Raw genomic sequence first — 14,058 nt, forward strand, 5'->3', positions numbered from 1 at the left:
GGCTCGAATGAGACGTGTAGGTCCGAACGTCTAGCATTTCGGCTGTGCAGGCGACCGTGTCCACGTTCAACAGCGACGGCTCTGCCGTCGTCCTGCGCGATGACGGCGTTCTCGTCGATGTGAGCGCGGCCGCGGTCACTGCGGGTGGCTGGCGAATGCTGCGTCCGGGCCAGCGGGTGACCCTCGAACGTAGTCCCGACGGGGCGGTCACCGCGCTTCGCATGCCGGTCCTGTGACGAGGAGTTCACCAGTCGGTCGTTCTGGACAGGGGCGCTTGCGGCAATAGTGCGGAACAATGCGGGGCGTGAGCACGGAGAACAACGACGACGGCAAGGCGACCCCCTCCCGACGCCGCTCGACGCGCGCCAAGGCGGCCACCCCGCGCGCGGCGAGCACGCGCCAGCCCCGCGCGGCGACCAGGCGGGCGTCCAACCCTCCGCGAACGAAGACCCAGCCGACCCAGCCGGTCGCGACACCGGTGCGGAGCGTGCCCTCGGCGCCGCCCGCGGTGACGTCGAGCACCCTGCCCACGGACCTGCCGGACGACCGGTACTTCAACCGTGAACTGTCCTGGTTGGACTTCAACTCCCGCGTGCTCGCGCTGGCAGAGGACTCGTCGCAGCCGCTGCTGGAGCGCGCGAAGTTCCTCGCGATCTTCGCGTCGAACCTCGACGAGTTCTACATGGTGCGGGTCGCGGGCCTGAAGCGCCGCGAGGAGACCGGTCTCTCGGTGCGCAGCGCGGACGGGCTCACGCCGCGCGAGCAGCTCGTGGCGATCTCCAAGCGCTCGCAGGAACTCGTCGAGCAGCACGCCCGCGCGTTCCTCGACCACATCCGGCCCGGCCTGGAAGAGCACCGGATCAGCATCGTGACGTGGGGCGACCTCACCGACTACGACAGGCTGCGGCTCTCCAACTACTTCAGCGAGCAGGTGTTCCCGGTCCTCACGCCGCTCGCGGTCGACCCGGCGCACCCGTTCCCCTACATCTCCGGGCTGTCGCTCAACCTCGCGGTGACCGTGCGCGACCCGGAGGGCGGCGGTGAGCGGTTCGCCCGCGTGAAGGTGCCGGACAACGTGCCGCGCCTGGTGCGGGTGGAGGCGGACCGGTCGTCGTCCTCCGCGACCTTCCTGCCGCTGGAGGAACTCATCGCCGCGCACCTGGGCGAGCTGTTCGCCGGCATGGAGGTCATCGAGTGCCACGCCTTCCGGGTGACGCGCAACGCGGACCTGGAGGTCGAGGAGGACCGCGACGAGGACCTGTTGCAGGCGTTGGAACGCGAGCTCGCCCGGCGCCGGTTCGGCCCGCCGGTGCGCCTCGAGGTCGCCGACGACATGACCGAGCACATGCTCGAGTTGTTGCTGCGGGAAATGGAGGTCGACCCGCACGACGTCGTGACGGTGCCCGGCTTGCTCGATTTGTCGTGCCTGTGGCAGCTCTACGGCATCGACCGCAAGACGTTGAAGGACCCGGCGTTCGTGCCGGCGACGCACCCGGCGTTCGGTGAGCGCGAGACGCCGAAGAGCGTTTTCGCGACGCTGCGCGAGGGCGACGTCCTCGTGCACCACCCGTACGACTCGTTCTCGACGTCGGTGCAGCGCTTCATCGAGCAGGCAGCGGCCGATCCGCACGTGCTGGCCATCAAGCAGACCCTGTACCGCACCTCCGGCGACTCGCCCATCGTGGACGCGCTCATCGACGCGGCCGAGGCGGGCAAGCAGGTCGTGGCGCTGGTGGAGATCAAGGCGCGCTTCGACGAGCAGGCGAACATCAAGTGGGCCCGCACGCTGGAGAAGGCGGGCGTGCACGTGGTCTACGGCCTGGTGGGTCTGAAGACGCACTGCAAGACATCGTTGGTGGTGCGCCAGGAGGGGTCGACGATCCGCCGCTACTGCCACATCGGTACCGGCAACTACAACCCGAAGACGGCGCGGCTGTACGAGGACGTCGGCATCCTGACCGCGGAGCCGACGATCGGCGCGGACCTCACGGACCTGTTCAACGTGCTGACCGGCTACGCGCGGCAGGACGAGTACCGCGCGTTGATGGTGGCGCCCTACGGCGTGCGCAAGGGCATCGTGGAACGGATCAACTGCGAGATCGAGCACGCGCAGGCGGGCAGGCCGTCCGGCGTGCGCATCAAGGTGAACTCGCTCGTGGACGAACAGGTCATCGACGCGCTGTACCGGGCTTCCCAGGCCGGTGTGCCCGTCGACGTGGTCGTGCGCGGCATCTGCAGCCTGAAGCCGGGTGTGACGGGCATGTCGGAGAACATCCGGGTGCGCTCGATCCTCGGCCGGTTCCTCGAGCACTCCCGCATCTTCCACTTCATCGGCTGCGACGAGTACTGGATCGGCAGCGCGGACATGATGCACCGCAACCTGGACCGCCGCGTCGAGGTGGCCGTGCGGGTGACGAACCCGCGCCTGACGTCGCAGCTCGAGGCCGTGTTCACGTCGGCTCTGGATCCGCAGACGCGCTGCTGGGTGCTGCGCTCGGACGGAGAATGGGAAGCGTCGCCGTCGGACGGATCGTCGGTTCGCGACCATCAAATGGAACTGCTGCACAAGCACGGAGCGCTTGGGTGATCAAAGCTGCTGGGGCGGTGCTCTGGCGCGATGCCGACGGTGACGTCGAAGTCGCGATCGTGCACCGACACCGTTATGACGACTGGTCGTTGCCGAAGGGAAAGCTGGACCGGGGCGAGACGATCCCCGCCTGCGCGGTGCGCGAGGTCTTCGAGGAGACCGGATTTTCGTGCGTGCTCGGCCGTCACCTGAAGCAGGTGTCGTATTCGGTGAAGTCGGTGCCGAAGACCGTCGACTACTACGCCGCCGAGGCCGTGTCCGGTTCTTTCACGGCCAATGACGAGGTGGACTCGCTCAAATGGCTGCCGGTCGCCGACGCCGCGGCGTTGCTGACCTACGAACCGGATCGGGAGGTGCTGGCCGAGTTCGCCCGCCTGCCCGCGGATCTGTTGCTGGTGTTGCTCGTGCGGCACGCGAAGGCCGGGAAGCGGTCTGAGTGGAACGATGACGACGACCTGAGGCCCCTCTCAAACGCCGGCTGGCGGCAGGCGGCGGCGCTCCGGTCCTTGTTGCCCGTCTGGTCGCCCACGCGCGTCCACACGGCTCCCAGGGTGCGTTGCGCGGACACCGTGCGAGGCGTGGCAGAGGATCTCTCGGTCGAGATGGTCGAGGAGCCGCGGTTGTCCGAGGAGGGCTACTGGCCCGACCCGGACGCGGGCCTGGTGCGGCTGCTGGAGGTCGCTGCCGAGGAGGGCAGGGCCGTCGTCTCCTCCCAGGGCGGGGTCATCCCGTCCGTGGTGCGGACGCTGGCGGAACTGGGTGGGCTGCGGCTCGACGAGATCCCGTGCAAGAAGGGCAGCACGTGGGTGCTCGCCTTCACCAGGCCGTTCGGCACGTGGTCCACTTCGGACTCGCCTTCGCGCTGGCCAACGCTGGTGTCGGCGCACTACCTGGCCTCGGCGCTGCCGCGTCCCTGAGAGCTGCTGCACACGTTTTCAGCCGCCGTCTCCCCGCCTCGGCGAAAGTTCGCCTCCGACAACCAAGTCGGGCGGGGAGGCGGCGGTTTCGCTTGCCCGGGAGGCGTTCACAGGCATCGCGGCGTTATTTCTATTGGGGTCGCAGACGTTCTCGGAAGCCGTTCCGGCATTTCCGGATGGCTTCGCGGAAGCGGCATTCGTATACCGGTCGACCGCACTCCGCGCGTCTGGGAACGGCTTCCCAAGCGTGTCAGTGCATTCCCGGAGGGGCCCCAGGCACGCGGAAGGCCCCGGTGTGCGCACACCGGGGCCTTCCGCGTGGTACCGAAGTGACGCAGCCTCCTGCTACGAGGAGGCCCGTCTCACTTCTTCTTGGCAGCCGTCTTGCGAGCCGCGGGCGCCTTGGCGGCCGTGGTCTTCGCGGCGGGCTTGGCCGCAGCCGTGGTCTTGGCGGCAGCGGGCTTCTTGGCGGCGGTCGTCTTCGCGGCCGCCGGCTTCGCAGCGGTCTTCGTCGCGGTCGCCTTCGCGGGCGCCTTGGCAGCCGTGGTCTTGGCGGCAGCCGTGGTGGTGCGACGGGTCGCGGGCGCCTTGGTGGCGGCCGCGGCCGTGCGGGTGCGCGTCGTGGTGGCGCGCGTGGTCGCCGCCTTCGTGGCCGGAGCCTTGGCAGCAGCGGGCTTCGCGGCCGCGGCGGCAGCGGGCTTCGCGGCCGGCTTGGCGGCAACGGCCTTCGGCAGCTTCTTCGCACCGCTGATGACGTCCTTGAACGTCGAGCCGGGGCGGAACGCGGGCACGTTGGTCTTCTTGACCTTCACGGTCTCACCCGTGCGCGGGTTGCGCGCGGTGCGAGCCGCACGGGCACGCTTCTCGAAGACGCCGAAGCCCGTGATGTTGACCTTCTCGCCCTTGTTGACGCTACGCACGATCACATCGACGATGCCGTCAACAGCAGCACCCGCGGTCTTCTTGTCTCCCAGGCGCTCGGCGAGCGCCTCGATGAGCTGGGCCTTGTTCACCTTCAGTCCCTCCCAGGACGCTCACGGCCCAACGACGGGCCGACTAGAACGCAACGGTAGGCCCAAAACGCAAGAAATACCAATCGCCACGCCAAATTTTTCGTTGTGGCGTGGCTAATTGCGCCCCTTCGAGGGACTCCGGGCGCCGGATTCACCCCTCTCAAGGGGAGAATCCGGCCCCCTCTCAGACCGCCTGAAGCGGATCCGTTGTGGGCAACCAAGTCTGGCGATTGCCCTCGAATGCGCTGATCTCGGCCTCGTGGCGCAGCGTCAAAGCGATGTCGTCGAGGCCCTCGAGAAGGCGCCAGCGGGTGTAGTCGTCGATCTCGAACGGGGCAACCAAGTCCTTGGCGCGAACGGTCTTGTCGGTGAGGTCCACGGTGACCGGCGTGCCGGGCTCGGACTCGAGCAGCTTCCACAGCAGCTCGACATCGGACTGGCTGCACTGCGCCGCCACGAGCCCCTGCTTGCCCGCGTTGCCCCGGAAGATGTCGGCGAACCGGGACGACACGACCACTCGGAAGCCGTAGTCCATCAACGCCCAGACGGCGTGTTCCCGAGAGGATCCGGTGCCGAAGTCGGGACCGGCCACGAGGACGCTGCCCGCCTTGAAGGGCTCCTGGTTGAGGATGAAGTGCTCGTCACCGCGCCAGGCGGCGAAGAGCCCGTCCTCGAACCCGCTGCGGGTCACGCGCTTGAGGTAGACGGCCGGGATGATCTGGTCGGTGTCCACGTTGGACCTGCGCAGCGGCACACCGACGCCCGTGTGGGTGGTGAAGGCTTCCATTGCTTCAGTTCTCCAGGTCTGCGGGGGCCGACAGGGTGCCGCGCACGGCCGTGGCGGCGGCGACGAGCGGTGAGACGAGGTGCGTCCGGCCGCCCTTGCCCTGCCTGCCCTCGAAGTTGCGGTTGGAGGTCGAGGCGCTGCGCTCGCCGGGCTTGAGCTGATCCGGGTTCATCCCAAGGCACATCGAGCAGCCCGCCTGGCGCCACTCGGCGCCCGCGTCGAGGAAGACCTTGTCCAGGCCCTCTTCCTCGGCCTGCTTGCGCACCCGCATCGAACCGGGGACGACCAGCATCCGTACTCCTGAAGCGACGTGCTTGCCCTTCAGCACGTCCGCGGCGGCCCGCAGGTCCTCGATGCGCCCGTTCGTGCACGAGCCGAGGAAGACGGTGTCCACGCGGATGTCGCGCAGCGGCGTGCCCGGCTCCAGGCCCATGTACGTCAGCGCCTTCTCGGCGGCCACGCGCTCGTTCTCGTCCACGATCTGCTCGGGGTCGGGAACGCTCGCGCCGAGCGGCAGACCCTGCCCGGGGTTCGTGCCCCACGTGACGAACGGCGTCAGTTCGTCGGCGTCGATGTGAACTTCCGCATCGAAAGTCGCGTCGTCGTCGGTGCGCAGCGTCTTCCAGTACTCGACTGCCGCGTCCCAGTCCGTGCCGGACGGTGCGTGCGGACGGCCCTTGATGTAGTCGAAAGTCGTCTCGTCCGGTGCGATCATGCCGGCGCGGGCACCCGCCTCGATCGACATGTTGCAGACCGTCATGCGCGCCTCCATCGAGAGTTTCTCGATGGCGCGGCCGCGGTACTCGAGCACATAGCCCTGTCCGCCACCGGTTCCGATCTTCGCGATGACCGCGAGAATGATGTCCTTGGCCGTGACACCGGGCCTGAGCTCGCCGTCGACGTTGATGGCCATCGTCTTGAACGGACGCAGCGGCAACGTCTGCGTCGCCATCACGTGCTCCACCTCGGACGTGCCGATGCCGAACGCCAGCGCGCCGAACGCACCGTGCGTGGACGTGTGGCTGTCGCCGCACACAACGGTCATGCCGGGCTGCGTCAGGCCGAGCTGCGGGCCCACCACGTGGACGATGCCCTGCTCCAGATCACCCATCGGGTGCAGCCGCACACCGAACTCCGCGCAGTTGCGGCGAAGCGTCTCGACCTGCGTGCGCGACACGGGGTCCGCGATGGGCTTGTCGATGTCGACGGTGGGGACGTTGTGGTCCTCGGTGGCGATCGTCAGGTCGGGCCTGCGGAGCTTGCGGTTGGCAAGACGCAGCCCGTCGAACGCCTGAGGGCTGGTGACTTCGTGCAGCAGATGGAGGTCGATGTAGAGGAGGTCCGGCTCCGCACCACTGCCGTGGCGCACAACGTGTGCCTCCCACACCTTCTCCGCGAGCGTGCGGCTCATCGCGACATCTCCCACATTATGGACGCGCCGACAGATCTGGACTTCTCACTGTCTGGGAAGTTAGTATCGGCTTGTGGGACAGCATAGCGGGATCGGCGTCCTGGACAAGGCAGTGGCCGTGTTGAACGCCGTAGCAAAAGATCCTTGTGGCCTGGCCGAGTTGTGCAACCGCACCGGCCTGCCGCGAGCGACCGCGCACCGCCTGGCCGTGGGCCTGGAGGTGCACCGGTTGCTGCGCCGCGGCTCCGACGGCCGCTGGCGCCCTGGCGCGGCCCTGGCGGAACTGGCGGGCGGGGCGACGGACCCGTTGCTCGACGCCGCCTCCTCCGTGCTGCCCAGGTTGCGCGACATCACAGGCGAGAGCGTGCAGCTGTACCGCCGCGACGGCATGCAACGCGTCTGCGTCTCCGCCGCCGAACCCCCGTCAGGCTTGCGCGACACCGTTCCCATCGGCGCCCGCCTGCCAATGACGGCCGGCTCGGGCGCCAAGGTCCTTGCCGCCTGGGCAGACCCAGGCACCCAACGCGCCGTCCTGGCCGACGCCGTCTACGGCGAACGCACGCTCCTTGAGGTCCGCCGCCGCGGCTGGGCACAAAGCGTCGCCGAACGGGAACCAGGCGTGGCCTCCGTCTCGGCCCCGGTCCGCGACAGCTCCGGCGCCGTGGTGGCCGCAGTCTCGGTAAGCGGCCCCATCGACCGCATGGGCCGCCGCCCAGGCGCCCGCTGGGCAGCCGACCTCCTGGCAGCAGCTGAGGCCCTGCAAAGCCGCATCTGAGGCCCACCAACACGGCCGCTCTTCCCACGGGAAGGGCGGCCGTCGCCGTGGGGACGGGGCGCGGTGCTCCAGCCTTTGAGAGGCGAGGAAGCGATGTGCTGGAGCCCCGCGTCGGGATGTTGGGCAGCGTGCCGGAGGGTGAACGATCGACAACGAGGCGGGCTCGCAAGGCACTCTGGTCATCCCGACCAACGGAGTTCCCTCCGGCCGCAGTGGTCAGCATCACCGCCGCCCAGGAACTTCCGACCAACACCCCGACGACCTACACCAACGTCGCCACCTGATCGCCTTCACCCCAGAACCAAACTCGCCGGACTTGCATGCCGAGGAGTTCCAATCCAAAAAAGGCCGAACCCCTAAACCGCCTCTAACCCCTCAAAGGTGGCGAGCGAAGCGCAGCCCAGCCTTACCCACGTTGTTTGGGGGGCGAGCGAAGCGAGGCCCACTTCCAAGTTGGCGAGCGAAGCGAAGCCCCCAAACCCAAGATGGCGAGCGAAGCGAAGCCCACACAACACAAATCGTGAAACCTACGGGGGTCCGGGGGGCGAAGCCCCGCCGGCTGGGGGTCTGGGGGCTCGGCCCCCAGAAGACAAATGCGAAAGAGGCCTGCGAGCGCTGTGTGCTCGCAGGCCTCTGCCACCTCTGTAGCCCCGAAGGGATTCGAACCCTCGCTACCGCCTTGAGAGGGCGGCGTCCTAGGCCGCTAGACGACGGGGCCCTAGAACTTCTTGCTGGCGTGAACCTTATCAGATCGCTCTGTCCGGTCCAAATCCGGCTATTCAGTTCTTGTTCTTGCTTTTCTAGCCAGCTCCGGAAGCTTACCTCACGGTAGTTCTTCCGTAGCAGCTGGGGTACCAGGACTCGAACCTAGACTAACTGAACCAGAATCAGTCGTGCTGCCAATTACACCATACCCCATTGGCTTTCACGATCGACTTCGGTTCTCCGCCGGAGTTCCGAGCCCCTCGTTGCTGCCGGGAGAAATACTAGACCAAGCCCCCGCCAGAAGTGAAATCGGCCCCCACCTGCAGGCAAACGTGCAGGTGGGGGCCGGTCTCGAGGGTGAACTCAGGCGGTGGCCGCGGACAGCTCGCACACGAGGAGCTCGGGCAGTTCCGCCAACGTCGTGATCGACGACAGACCGGCGGGCAGTGTGCCGCCGGTCGGACCGGTCCGGTTGATCCAGACGCCGTGCATGCCCGCGTCGCGGGCGCCGATGGCGTCGGCGTGCAGGCGGTCTCCAACGTGGACCGTGTCGCCGGGCGGGACGCCCAGGGCCAGGCACGCCGTGTGGAAGATCACGCGGTCTGGCTTGGCGCAGCCCACCTCGCCGGCGATCAGGACGGCGTCGAAGTACGGCGAGAGGCCGAGCTGGGCGATCTTCACGCGCTGATGGCGGCCGGAGGCGTTGCTGATCGCGGCGATCGGGAGGCCCGTGGCGCGCAGCCAGTCGAGCATCGGGATCACGTCGGGGAAGAGGCACCAACCCGCGGAGAGGACTTCTTGGCGGGCCAGCTCGCGGCGGGTGGCTTCCTCCAGGGTCAGCTCCTCGCCGAGTGCGGCGAAGAAGGCTTGGGTGCGGATGTTGCGCATCGACTCGTACTGGAGCTCACCGGCTAGCTGACGGGACACGTGGTCGTCGGTGATTCGCTGCCACAACGACCAGGCGTCGGCGTTACCGACCATCGAGGCCAACGCGGCGCGCGATGACGTGCTGTAGTCGACAAGTGTGTCGTCGACGTCCAGGCACACAGCGCGGATCTCGCCGGTTCTCTTACGCGTGAAAGTCGGGGACGCAGTTGTCACCCCGGAAGGTTAGGTGCGGGGAGGCCTCGTCCGATTCGGCTAACGAGGTGATTCCTATAGGTCCTTGCACGATCAAGAAGACCTTGAGGCCCCGAACGAACCAGTCAGACTCCTCCGGGCGCCAGATGCAATCGCCCGGTCGAGTGTTGTTCGGCTACCTGACCGTCTCAGGCCCGGCAGGCGGTTCCGCGGGCGCGACACCCTAGCTCGCACCAGGACATTTCGCAGCGGTCGCAATCGTTTTGGGGCCTGGGTTCCCAGACTGTCCACAGTGGACTGTGCGCGTGCGACCCAGACCACTCGGAACTCGGCTTGACGCACAAGGCGATCAGGAGCATGCTGAGTTTATTCAACAGCGGTTGAAATGAGGGGATGGAGATGGAGAGAACGACCTGCCTCGTCGTCGGCGGCGGACCCGCCGGGATGGTGCTGGGGCTGCTGCTGGCGCGGGGAGGCGTCGAGGTCACGGTGCTGGAGAAGCACGCGGACTTCCTGCGCGACTTCCGCGGCGACACGGTGCACGCGTCGACGCTCACGCTCATGGACGAACTGGGGCTGGGGCCCGCGTTCGAGCAGGTGCCGCACCAGGACGTGACGAAGCTCGAAGCGCTGCTCGACGGCGGCGCGAAGGCCACGATCGCCGATCTGGCAAGACTTCCCGGCCCGAACAAGCGCATCGCGATGGTGCCGCAGTGGGACTTCCTCGACCTGCTGGCGGACGCGGGCAAGCTCGAACCGTCGTTCACGCTGCGGATGAACACCGAGGTCACCGCGATCACCAAGAGCGGCAACAGGGTCACCGGTGTGAAGTACCGCGACCGCGTGGACGGGCACGAGGGCGAGATCGCGGCGGACCTCGTCGTCGCCGCGGACGGGCGGAGCTCGATCCTGCGCGACGCCGTGGACCTGCCGGTCTACCGGTTCGGCGCGCCGATGGACGTGTGGTGGTTCCGCTTGCCCCGCAACGAAAGCGACCCGGTCGCGGGCGGCGGCGGACGGTTCAGCGCCGGCAGCGCGATGGTGCTCATCCCTCGCGGCGAGTACTTCCAGTGCGCGTTCCTGATCCGCAAGGGCACGGACCAGAAGCTGCGCGCAGAAGGCGTCGAGAAGTTCCGTGAGCGCGTGGTCACGCTCGTCCCGTGGCTCGCGGACCGCGTGGACCACATCAAGAGCATCGACGATGCGAAGCTGCTCGACGTGAAGCTGGACCGGTTGCGGCAGTGGCATGTCGACGGACTGCTGTGCATCGGTGACGCGGCGCACGCGATGTCACCGGTCGGCGGCGTGGGCATCAACCTCGCCGTGCAGGACGCGGTCGCGGCGGCCAGGCTGCTCGCGAAGCCGTTGCGGCAGGGCACGGTCACGAGCGCGACGCTCGCGAAGGTGCGCAGGCGCCGCCTGTTCCCGACCGTGGTGATCCAGACCCTGCAGCGGGTGATCCACCGGCTGTTCCTCGGCCGCCGGCTGAACAGCACCGAGACGGTGTCGAACACCGGCATGCCGGTGGCGCTCAAGCTCGCGCAGCGGTTCCCGTTCCTGCAGGCGATCCCGGCCTACGTGATCGCGATCGGCCCGCGCCCGGAGCACGCGCCGGAGTTCGCCCGCAGGAAGCCGCAGACCATCGTCAGGTCGTGACGAAGGCCTCGGAGGATTCGCCGAGCACCATCGCGACGGCGTGGGCGCGGTCCCGTGCGCCCAGCTTGCGCAGGATCGCCTTCACGTGGGTCTTCACGGTGTCGTTGCTGATGAAGAGCCGCTGGGCGATGCGCGCGTTGTCCATGCCCTTCGCCATCTCGGCCAGCACGTCGAACTCGCGTGCCGACAGCTGGGCGAGCGAGGCGGGCGGCGGCATCCGCGCCGGCAGGCGGGCGAGCGACCCCAGCCGTGCGTCGATCGTGGCGGGAGCACCCCGCACGGCGGCCGCGATCAGCGGTAACAGCTCGGCCACGGGCGAGGTTTTGAGCAGGTAGGCCACCGCGCCGGCGTCGAGCGCGGCCTGGGCCCAGCTCGGACTGTCCGCATTGGACAGCACTACGACACGGGCGCTCGGCCGGAACTGCGCGGTGTCCCGCACGGTGCGCAGCGGCCCGGCGCCCGGCACGTCGAAGTCCGTGACGACCAGGTCCACCAGGACGCTGCGCAGACAGCGCGCAGCGTCGGCAACGGTGTGGGCGATACCCACAACGCGGAAGCAATGAGTGCGGTGCAGTGAGATCCGCAGCCCCTCGGTGATGAGCTGGGAACCGTCGACCAACAGCACACGGGTGGACGCCAGGTCCGTCATGACACCGGGAAGTTACTAGCGGGTACCCAGGTGCGTAACCTGCCGGGCGCCGGATTGCTCCGTACGGCTACCTATTTGCGACCGGATTGGTGAGCGTGCCAAGGCCATCCACAGTCACCGAAACCGTCTGTCCGGCCTTCATCGGCCCGACACCGGCCGGCGTTCCGGTCAGGATCACGTCGCCGGGAAGCAGCGTCATGATCCCGGAGACGTACTCGATGAGCGACGGAATGTCGTGCACCATCAACGAAGTACGGCCGTCCTGCTTGACCTCGCCGTCGAGCTCGGTGACGACGCGGACGTCGGAGGGGTCGAACTCCGTCTCGATGAACGGCCCCATCGGGCAGAACGTGTCGAAGCCCTTGGCACGCGTGAACTGCACGTCCTTCTTCTGCAGGTCGCGCGCGGTGACATCGTTGGCGATGGTGTATCCCATCACGACGCTCATCGCCTTGGCCTTCGTGACGTCGCGGCACGGCTGACCGATGATGACGGCCAGCTCGCCCTCGAAGTCCACGCGCTCGGAAGCCGCCGGGATCTTGATCTCGACGTTCGGGCCGACCACCGAGGTGTTGGGCTTGAGGAAGACCAACGGCTCGGCGGGCACCTCGTTACCGAGCTCGGCCGCGTGGTCGGCGTAGTTGCGGCCGATGCCGATGATTTTGGTCGGCAGGATCGGCGCCAGCAGCCTGACGTCGGCCAACGGCCACTTGCGGCCGGTGAAGGTAGGTGTGCCGAAGGGGTGTTCGGCGATCTCCGCGGCCTCTTCGCCGTGAACGGCGACAAAAGCCACGCCTTGAGGATGAGCGATTCGGGCTATACGCACGTACTACACCTTAGACGGGCTTGGACCGCATGGACTTGTGGACGAGCGCGTCACACAGTGCCAGCCAGGAGGCTTCGACGATGTTGCCGTGCACACCCACGGTGGTCCACTCGCGCTCGCCGTCAGTGGACTCGACCAGCACGCGCGTCACCGCGTCCGTGCCGGGATGTTCGGTGAGGATGCGCACCTTGTAGTCGGCCAGCTCCACTGTGTCCAACCAGGACAGGTGCGGCAGCAACGCCTTGCGCAGGGCCGCGTCCAGAGCGTGCACGGGACCGTTGCCCTCGGCGGTCGCGATGACGCGCTCCCCCGCCACGTGCACCTTGACCGTGGCCTCGGACACGATCTCGCCGTCCGAGCGGTGATCCAGCACGACCCGGTAGGACTCCAGGGTGAACGGAGGAGTGTCCAGTTGGGACAGCTCGGACCGCAGCAGCAGCTCCATCGAGGCGTCGGCGGCCTCGAACGACCAGCCCTTCGCCTCCAGTTCCTTGACCCGCTTCAAAGCGTTGCCGACTTCGGTTGACCGACCGGCCAGGTCGAGACCGAACTCACGTCCCTTGAGCTCGATGCTCGCCCGGCCGGCCATCTCGGTGACCAGCACCCGCATGTCGTTGCCGACGCGGTCCGGATCGATGTGGTTGTACAGCTCCGGATCCACTTTGATCGCGCTCGCGTGCAGACCCGCCTTGTGAGCGAATGCTGACGACCCGACGTAGGCCTGGTGGGTGTCGGGTGCGATGTTCGCGATCTCGGCCAACGCATGGGAGACACGGGTGAGCTCGGCGAGTGCCCCGGTCGGGAGCACGTCCATGCCGAGCTTGGTCACGAGGTTTCCCACGACGGCGAACAGGTCGGCGTTGCCTGCTCGCTCGCCGTACCCGTTGGCGGTGCACTGAACGTGCGTCGCGCCCGCCTGAACGGCCGCGATGGTGTTCGCCACCGCGCAGGACGTGTCGTCCTGGCAGTGGATTCCTACTCGGAAACCGGTCTTCTCGACGACCTCGGCGACCGTCTCGGCGAGACCCAGTGGCAGCTGGCCGCCGTTCGTGTCGCACAGCACGACGACGTCGGCGCCACCCTCCACAGCGGACTCCAGCACCTTGAGGCTGGTGTCCGGCGAGAACGCGTAGCCGTCGAAGAAGTGCTCGGCGTCGAGGAAGACGCGCCTGCCGTGGTCCTTGAGGAACCTGACGGTGTCGCGCACCATCCGCAGGTTCTCGTCGGTGTCCGTGCGCAGCGCGCGTTCGATGTGCCGTAGGTCCGATTTGGCCACCAGCGTGACCACCGGGGCCTGGCTGTCGAGAAGTGCCTTGACCTGCGGGTCTTCCTCGACCTTCAGTCCCGCCTTGCGGGTCGCTCCGAACGCGACCAGCTTGGCGTGCTTGAGCTCCAGTTCACCGGCCGCCGCGCGGGCGAAGAACTCGGTGTCCTTGGGCAGAGCGCCGGGCCAGCCGCCCTCGATGAAACCGACGCCGAGCGAGTCCAGCAGCCGCGCGACAGCGAGCTTGTCCGTGACGGAGTACGAAATTCCCTCACGTTGGGCGCCATCGCGCAGCGTCGTGTCGTAGACGTGGAACTCGTCGGTAGGGCCGGCCATCGGGGTCATCTCCTCATCCGGACAAACAAAAAGACCCCCCGCGGGATGCGAG

The 14,058-nt window shown here is 67.8% G+C and carries 12 protein-coding genes and 2 tRNA genes; 5 read left to right on the forward strand and 9 right to left on the reverse strand.

Annotation, left to right across the window (positions count from 1 at the left end):
• The first annotated feature begins 44 nt into the window (after positions 1 to 44).
• The 3 genes from JOD27_RS19945 to JOD27_RS19955 are packed head-to-tail and all read left to right on the forward strand — an operon-like array spanning position 45 to position 3,504.
• Complete coding sequence (locus JOD27_RS19945; RefSeq protein WP_189258207.1) at positions 45 to 236, forward strand: cold-shock protein; 192 nt, start codon at positions 45 to 47, stop codon at positions 234 to 236.
• A 59-nt stretch (positions 237 to 295) separates the two neighbouring features.
• Positions 296 to 2,587, forward strand: a complete 2,292-nt coding sequence (locus JOD27_RS19950; protein ID WP_204763729.1) for an RNA degradosome polyphosphate kinase — start codon at positions 296 to 298, stop codon at positions 2,585 to 2,587.
• Complete coding sequence (locus JOD27_RS19955; protein ID WP_307830242.1) at positions 2,587 to 3,504, forward strand: NUDIX hydrolase; 918 nt, start codon at positions 2,587 to 2,589, stop codon at positions 3,502 to 3,504. The genes JOD27_RS19950 and JOD27_RS19955 overlap by 1 nt, the downstream gene beginning before the upstream one ends.
• Before the next feature lie 362 nt (positions 3,505 to 3,866).
• Here the strand turns inward: JOD27_RS19955 and JOD27_RS19960 are convergent, their stop codons facing one another.
• The 3 genes from JOD27_RS19960 to leuC form a co-directional block, all read right to left on the reverse strand.
• A complete protein-coding gene (locus JOD27_RS19960) occupies positions 3,867 to 4,517 on the reverse strand; it encodes an HU family DNA-binding protein (protein WP_204763731.1) in 651 nt (216 codons plus the stop codon).
• A 184-nt stretch (positions 4,518 to 4,701) separates the two neighbouring features.
• Positions 4,702 to 5,304 carry a 3-isopropylmalate dehydratase small subunit gene (leuD, locus tag JOD27_RS19965; RefSeq protein ID WP_204763732.1) on the reverse strand — a complete coding sequence of 201 codons (603 nt, stop codon included), beginning with the start codon at positions 5,302 to 5,304 and terminating at the stop codon, positions 4,702 to 4,704.
• 4 nt (positions 5,305 to 5,308) lie between these two features.
• Positions 5,309 to 6,715, reverse strand: a complete 1,407-nt coding sequence (gene leuC / locus JOD27_RS19970) for a 3-isopropylmalate dehydratase large subunit (protein WP_204763733.1) — start codon at positions 6,713 to 6,715, stop codon at positions 5,309 to 5,311.
• Positions 6,716 to 6,788: 73 nt separating this feature from the next.
• Between leuC and JOD27_RS19975 the strand changes: the two genes are divergently transcribed.
• A complete protein-coding gene (locus JOD27_RS19975; protein ID WP_204763734.1) occupies positions 6,789 to 7,490 on the forward strand; it encodes an IclR family transcriptional regulator in 702 nt (233 codons plus the stop codon).
• A gap of 645 nt (positions 7,491 to 8,135) precedes the next feature.
• On the opposite strand, the gene JOD27_RS19980 is transcribed toward JOD27_RS19975, so the two are convergent.
• From JOD27_RS19980 to JOD27_RS19990, 3 genes are all read right to left on the reverse strand, one after another.
• Positions 8,136 to 8,208, reverse strand: a tRNA-Glu gene (locus JOD27_RS19980).
• Positions 8,209 to 8,336: 128 nt separating this feature from the next.
• A tRNA-Gln gene (locus JOD27_RS19985) sits at positions 8,337 to 8,408 on the reverse strand.
• 150 nt (positions 8,409 to 8,558) lie between these two features.
• Positions 8,559 to 9,296 (reverse strand): HAD family hydrolase, encoded by a 738-nt coding sequence (locus JOD27_RS19990; RefSeq protein WP_307830221.1) that lies wholly within the window; start codon positions 9,294 to 9,296, stop codon positions 8,559 to 8,561.
• Positions 9,297 to 9,674: 378 nt separating this feature from the next.
• Between JOD27_RS19990 and JOD27_RS19995 the strand changes: the two genes are divergently transcribed.
• A complete protein-coding gene (locus tag JOD27_RS19995; protein ID WP_204763735.1) occupies positions 9,675 to 10,931 on the forward strand; it encodes an FAD-dependent oxidoreductase in 1,257 nt (418 codons plus the stop codon).
• On the opposite strand, the gene JOD27_RS20000 is transcribed toward JOD27_RS19995, so the two are convergent.
• From JOD27_RS20000 to cimA, 3 genes are all read right to left on the reverse strand, one after another.
• Positions 10,921 to 11,580 (reverse strand): response regulator transcription factor, encoded by a 660-nt coding sequence (locus tag JOD27_RS20000; RefSeq protein WP_112261955.1) that lies wholly within the window; start codon positions 11,578 to 11,580, stop codon positions 10,921 to 10,923. The two genes, JOD27_RS19995 and JOD27_RS20000, sit on opposite strands and share 11 nt — an antisense overlap.
• Before the next feature lie 67 nt (positions 11,581 to 11,647).
• Complete coding sequence (locus JOD27_RS20005) at positions 11,648 to 12,406, reverse strand: fumarylacetoacetate hydrolase family protein (protein ID WP_204763736.1); 759 nt, start codon at positions 12,404 to 12,406, stop codon at positions 11,648 to 11,650.
• 10 nt (positions 12,407 to 12,416) lie between these two features.
• A complete protein-coding gene (gene cimA, locus JOD27_RS20010; protein ID WP_239567698.1) occupies positions 12,417 to 14,006 on the reverse strand; it encodes a citramalate synthase in 1,590 nt (529 codons plus the stop codon).
• Positions 14,007 to 14,058: the final 52 nt, after the last annotated feature.

Origin of the sequence: Lentzea nigeriaca, from assembly GCF_016907955.1 — a bacterium.
Classification (GTDB): domain Bacteria; phylum Actinomycetota; class Actinomycetes; order Mycobacteriales; family Pseudonocardiaceae; genus Lentzea; species Lentzea nigeriaca.

Excerpts from the sequence above, each read along its gene's own strand:
- cimA (WP_239567698.1), bottom strand. The coding sequence starts at position 14,006 with ATGGCCGGCCCTACCGACGAGTTCCACGTCTACGACACGACGCTGCGC.
- JOD27_RS19995 (WP_204763735.1), top strand. The coding sequence starts at position 9,675 with ATGGAGAGAACGACCTGCCTCGTCGTCGGCGGCGGACCCGCCGGGATG.
- leuC (WP_204763733.1), bottom strand. The coding sequence starts at position 6,715 with ATGAGCCGCACGCTCGCGGAGAAGGTGTGGGAGGCACACGTTGTGCGC.
- JOD27_RS20000 (WP_112261955.1), bottom strand. The coding sequence starts at position 11,580 with ATGACGGACCTGGCGTCCACCCGTGTGCTGTTGGTCGACGGTTCCCAG.
- JOD27_RS19950 (WP_204763729.1), top strand. The coding sequence starts at position 296 with ATGCGGGGCGTGAGCACGGAGAACAACGACGACGGCAAGGCGACCCCC.
- leuD (WP_204763732.1), bottom strand. The coding sequence starts at position 5,304 with ATGGAAGCCTTCACCACCCACACGGGCGTCGGTGTGCCGCTGCGCAGG.